Annotated in this window: 2 tRNA genes and 3 rRNA genes; all 5 read right to left on the bottom strand. The window is 47.4% G+C overall.

Annotation, left to right across the window (positions count from 1 at the left end):
* Positions 1–45 precede the first annotated feature (45 nt).
* A 5S ribosomal RNA gene (gene rrf / locus ACFS5N_RS19600) occupies positions 46–157 on the bottom strand.
* A gap of 205 nt (positions 158–362) precedes the next feature.
* Positions 363–3,241: ribosomal RNA gene (locus tag ACFS5N_RS19605) — 23S ribosomal RNA — on the bottom strand.
* 252 nt (positions 3,242–3,493) lie between these two features.
* Positions 3,494–3,567 (bottom strand) — tRNA-Ala (locus ACFS5N_RS19610).
* Between the two features lie 94 nt (positions 3,568–3,661).
* Positions 3,662–3,736 (bottom strand) — tRNA-Ile (locus tag ACFS5N_RS19615).
* Between the two features lie 301 nt (positions 3,737–4,037).
* Positions 4,038–5,559, bottom strand: a 16S ribosomal RNA gene (locus tag ACFS5N_RS19620).
* Together the 16S, 23S and 5S rRNA genes with 2 tRNA genes alongside form the textbook arrangement of a ribosomal RNA operon.
* Positions 5,560–5,921 lie beyond the last annotated feature (362 nt).

Here is a 5,921-nt window from a genome sequence, read left to right on the forward strand (position 1 = left end):
AAACGCAAAACGCCCATCTTCTAATGAAGACGGGCGTTTGATAAAGTTTGGCACCGACCTACTCTCCCACGTTTTACCGCAGTACCATCGGCTCTGGCGGGCTTAACTTCTCTGTTCGGAATGGGAAGAGGTGGACACCGCCGATATAGGCACCTGAATATTTTTATGTGAGCAGTGATTAGTGAGTGGTGAGTAGTTATAACTACTTAACCTATTCAACTTAATCAACCATTCAACAATAACATAATTGAAAGAAGTAAGTAGATTGAGAAAACAACACAGTGTGTTTGTTTATCTGTCTGATGTTTTGGTCGGTTGTACGTATTACGTATAACGTTCTACGTACAACCTTTTAATCCATCACGAAGAAAGCTTCGGGCGATTAGTATTACTCGGCTATGATGTCACCACCTTTAGACCTGTAACCTATCAACGTAGTAGTCTACTACGACCCTCTATGGAAGTCTCATCTCGTGGCTAGTTTCGCACTTAGATGCTTTCAGCGCTTATCTATTCCAAACGTAGCTACTCTGCAGTACACCTGGCGGCATAACAGATTCACCAGAGGTTTGTCCAACCCGGTCCTCTCGTACTAAGGTCAGCCCCACTCAAACTTCCTACGCCCACAACAGATAGGGACCGAACTGTCTCGCGACGTTCTGAACCCAGCTCGCGTGCCACTTTAATGAGCGAACAGCTCAACCCTTGGGACCTTCTCCAGCCCCAGGATGTGACGAGCCGACATCGAGGTGCCAAACCTCCCCGTCGATATGAGCTCTTGGGGGAGATCAGCCTGTTATCCCCAGCGTACCTTTTATCCTTTGAGCGATGGCCCTTCCATGCAGAACCACCGGATCACTATATCCGTCTTTCGACCCAGCTCGACTTGTCTGTCTCACTGTCAAGCAAGCTTATGCTATTGCACTCCGCGTACGGTTACCAAGCGTACTGAGCTTACCTTTGAAAGCCTCCGTTACCTTTTTGGAGGCGACCACCCCAGTCAAACTACCCGCCAAACAATGTCCCCGTCTTAGACGGGTTAGACACCAAATACAGAAAGGGTGGTATTTCAACGTTGGCTAACCTACTCCTAGCGAAGCAGGATCACAGCCTCCCACCTATCCTACACATCCTGTATCCGATATCAATGTTAAGTTGTAGTGAAGGTGCATGGGGTCTTTCCGTCCCGTTGCGGGTAACCGGCGTCTTCACCGATACCACAATTTCACCGAGCTCATGGCTGAGACAGCGCCCAGATCGTTACACCATTCGTGCAGGTCGGAACTTACCCGACAAGGAATTTCGCTACCTTAGGACCGTTATAGTTACGGCCGCCGTTTACTGGGGCTTCGATTCAATGCTTCGCCTTGCGACTAACATCCCCTCTTAACCTTCCAGCACCGGGCAGGTGTCAGGCCTTATACTTCATCTTTCGATTTTGCAAAGCCATGTGTTTTTGTTAAACAGTCGCCTGGGCCTTTTCACTGCGGCTGACATTGCTGCCAGCGCCCCTTCTCCCGAAGTTACAGGGCCATTTTGCCGAGTTCCTTAGCCATGATTCACTCGAGCACCTTAGGATTCTCTCCTCGACTACCTGTGTCGGTTTACGGTACGGGTTTTTATAACCTGAAGCTTAGCGGGTTTTCTTGGAAGTCTGATTACCTGAACTATCCCATTGCCCGAAGGCTCAAGGTACTATCAGCTTTCAGCAAATCTGGCGTACTTAACTACCAAACCTATACCTACAGCCTTTAACGAACTATTCCGTCAGTTCGCGTCAGTGTCACTACTCCGTCACCGCATCGCAGTTATAAAAAGTACTGGAATATTAACCAGTTGTCCATCGGCTACGCCATTCGGCTTCACCTTAGGCCCCGACTAACCCTGATCCGATTAGCGTTGATCAGGAAACCTTAGTCTTTCGGTGGGCAGGTTTCTCTCCTGCCTTATCGTTACTTATGCCTACATTTGCTTTTCTAAAACCTCCACAGTCAGTTACCTTCCTGCTTCACCGGCAATTAGAATGCTCCCCTACCAGATGCATTGCTGCAAATCCATAGCTTCGGTATACCACTTGATGCCCGTTTATTATCCATGCCCGATCGCTCGACTAGTGAGCTGTTACGCACTCTTTAAATGAATGGCTGCTTCCAAGCCAACATCCTAGCTGTCTATGCAATCGGACCTCGTTAGTTCAACTTAGCGGTAATTTAGGGACCTTAGCTGATGGTCTGGGTTCTTTCCCTCTCGGCCATGGACCTTAGCACCCATAGCCTCACTGCCGTGTATATTATAAAGCATTCGGAGTTTGTCTGGATTTGGTAGGATTTGACTCCCCCGCACCCAATCAGTAGCTCTACCTCTTTATAACTTCACCACGACGCTGTTCCTAAAAACATTTCGGGGAGTACGAGCTATTTCCCAGTTTGATTAGCCTTTCACCCCTACCCACAGATCATCCGGAAACTTTTCAACGTTTATCGGTTCGGTCCTCCAGTACCTGTTACGGCACCTTCAACCTGTCCATGGGTAGATCACAAGGTTTCGCGTCTACCTCCTCTGACTATACGCCCTATTCAGACTCGCTTTCGCTTCGGATCCGTGTCTTAAACACTTAACCTTGCCAGAGAAGAGTAACTCGTAGGCTCATTATGCAAAAGGCACGCCGTCACGGATAAATCCGCTCCGACCGCTTGTAAGTACACGGTTTCAGGTTCTATTTCACTCCCCTGTTCGGGGTTCTTTTCACCTTTCCCTCACGGTACTGGTTCACTATCGGTCTCTCAGGAGTATTTAGCCTTACCGGATGGTGCCGGCAAATTCCCACAAGGCGTCTCCGACCTCGCGGTACTCAGGATACCACTATCTTACTATTACTTACCCGTACGCAGCTCTCATGCTCTATGGCCGGGTTTCCCACCCCGTTCCGGTTCATTTTAGTAGTCATATTGTGGTCCTACAACCCCGGCTATGCCGTAACATAGCCGGTTTGGGCTTCTTCCATTTCGCTCGCCACTACTCTGGAAATCACTATTGTTTTCTCTTCCTCTGCTTACTTAGATGTTTCAGTTCGGCAGGTTTGCGCTATATGCGATTATCCTTCAGATAATCAGGTTTCCCCATTCAGAAATTTCCGGATCAAATCTTATTTGCAAATCCCCGGAACTTATCGCAGCTTATCACGTCTTTCATCGCCTCTGAGAGCCAAGGCATCCCCCGTGTACCCTTTCTTACTTTCTTCTACGCATGCGCCTTTTGCGCCGCATGGTATGTCTTTATTTTGATTCTTGTTGTGTCCCTCCACGTTTTACGTATTACGTCAGACGTCTTACGCTTAACATTTCCGGAGCCCCAACAGTCCTCTACTCTGTTGTTTTCTCTTTCAATTTACTTCTTCCAATATGTCAAAGAACGTTTTTAAGCTTAGAGCTGAAAGTTAAAGCTTAAAGCATTACTGCTTTTTGCTTTCTTCTTTTAGCTTTTCGCTTAAGCGTGGAGAATAACGGATTCGAACCGTTGACCCCCTGCGTGCAAGGCAGGTGCTCTAGCCAGCTGAGCTAATCCCCCGAAAAATGAGTCGAGTAGTGAGCAGTGACTTGTGAGTGGTTATTAACTACTCTCTGTTCACCATTCTCTATTCACCCGCAGCAGCGCTGCGATGTAGTCCCGAGCAGATTTGAACTGCTGACCCCTACATTATCAGTGTAGTGCTCTAACCAAGCTGAGCTACAGGACTGTGGGATTTACGATTGTAGATCTTTGATTTACGATTTTTCCGTCTCCGCTAATAATCGTAATTCGTAAATCGTAATTCGTAATTACTTACAATCTTGTCTCCCAGATGTTATTGCCTAACTAATGGCTTCATCTTTGGGTTACGTTTAAATAGGTTAGTGAGTGGTGAGCCGTTTATTTAGTGAGTGGTTTTTCAACCATTCTCTCCATCAACTTAATCAACCAGTCAACCTATTTTAGAAAATAATCATGTAACAAGCAGTTTTGCTAGCTTGTAAAAAGGAGGTAAGATACTGCTCCAGAAAGGAGGTATTCCAGCCACACCTTCCGGTACGGCTACCTTGTTACGACTTAGCCCCAGTTACCGGTTTTACCCTAGGCGGCTCCTTGCGGTTACCGACTTCAGGCACCCCCAGCTTCCATGGCTTGACGGGCGGTGTGTACAAGGCCCGGGAACGTATTCACCGCAGCATTGCTGATCTGCGATTACTAGCGAATCCAACTTCATGGGGTCGAGTTGCAGACCCCAATCCGAACTGTGAATGACTTTGTGAGATTGGCATCCTGTTGCCAGGTAGCTGCCCTCTGTATCATCCATTGTAGCACGTGTGTAGCCCCGGACGTAAGGGCCATGATGACTTGACGTCGTCCCCTCCTTCCTCTCTATTTGCATAGGCAGTCTGTTTAGAGTCCCCACCATTACATGCTGGCAACTAAACATAGGGGTTGCGCTCGTTGCGGGACTTAACCCAACACCTCACGGCACGAGCTGACGACAGCCATGCAGCACCTAGTTTCGTGTCCCGAAGGACTAGAGCGTCTCTGCTCTATTCACTAACTTTCAAGCCCGGGTAAGGTTCCTCGCGTATCATCGAATTAAACCACATGCTCCTCCGCTTGTGCGGGCCCCCGTCAATTCCTTTGAGTTTCACCCTTGCGGGCGTACTCCCCAGGTGGAATACTTAACGCTTTCGCTTAGACGCTGACCGTATATCGCCAACATCGAGTATTCATCGTTTAGGGCGTGGACTACCAGGGTATCTAATCCTGTTTGATCCCCACGCTTTCGTGCCTCAGTGTCAATAAAACCATAGTAAGCTGCCTTCGCAATTGGTGTTCTGTGACATATCTATGCATTTCACCGCTACTTGTCACATTCCGCCTACCTCTAGTTCATTCAAGCCCATCAGTATCAAGGGCACTGCGATAGTTGAGCTACCGTCTTTCACCCCTGACTTAACAGGCCACCTACGCACCCTTTAAACCCAATAAATCCGGATAACGCTCGGATCCTCCGTATTACCGCGGCTGCTGGCACGGAGTTAGCCGATCCTTATTCTCAGAGTACATTCAGCTCTTTACACGTAAAGAGGTTTATTCCCCTGCAAAAGCAGTTTACAACCCATAGGGCCGTCTTCCTGCACGCGGCATGGCTGGTTCAGACTTCCGTCCATTGACCAATATTCCTTACTGCTGCCTCCCGTAGGAGTCTGGTCCGTGTCTCAGTACCAGTGTGGGGGGTCATCCTCTCAGATCCCCTAAACATCGTCGCCTTGGTGAGCCGTTACCTCACCAACTAGCTAATGTTCCGCATGCCCATCTTGTTCCTATAAATATTTGATATTAATGTGATGCCACATCTATATGTTATGCGGTCTTAATCTCTCTTTCGAGAGGCTATCCCCCTGAACAAGGTAGGTTACATACGTGTTACGCACCCGTGCGCCACTCTCATGAAGAGCAAGCTCCTCAATCCCGTCCGACTTGCATGTATTAGGCCTGCCGCTAGCGTTCATCCTGAGCCAGGATCAAACTCTCCATTGTAAAATGTTTTGTTTGATTATCTGACCCTATTTTAAAATAGAATCTTAATTAATCATTGTATGTATCTTTATACAATATCTTAACCTTTAATCCTCTTTTCATTTTTTAGCAAACTTCTAATCTTGGGTAAGAATTAAAAGCCCGCTCGCTACATGATTTTCTATTTCCTAAAAGAACTTTTTCCTTCGCCTCACGGCTCCGTTTATATCTTCAGATCATTGCGATCTTCGATGTTTCATTTTTTCATTTCGCTGAGATTCGCTCTCAGCCTTTTCGCTTTTTCAAGCCCCGTCGTTTTGGGACTGCAAAGGTAGAAACTTTTTACTCTTTCGCAAAAATTATTTAAAATAATTTCTGAGCCT

It is taken from the genome of Mucilaginibacter ximonensis, from assembly GCF_042686265.1.
Taxonomy (GTDB): domain Bacteria; phylum Bacteroidota; class Bacteroidia; order Sphingobacteriales; family Sphingobacteriaceae; genus Mucilaginibacter; species Mucilaginibacter ximonensis.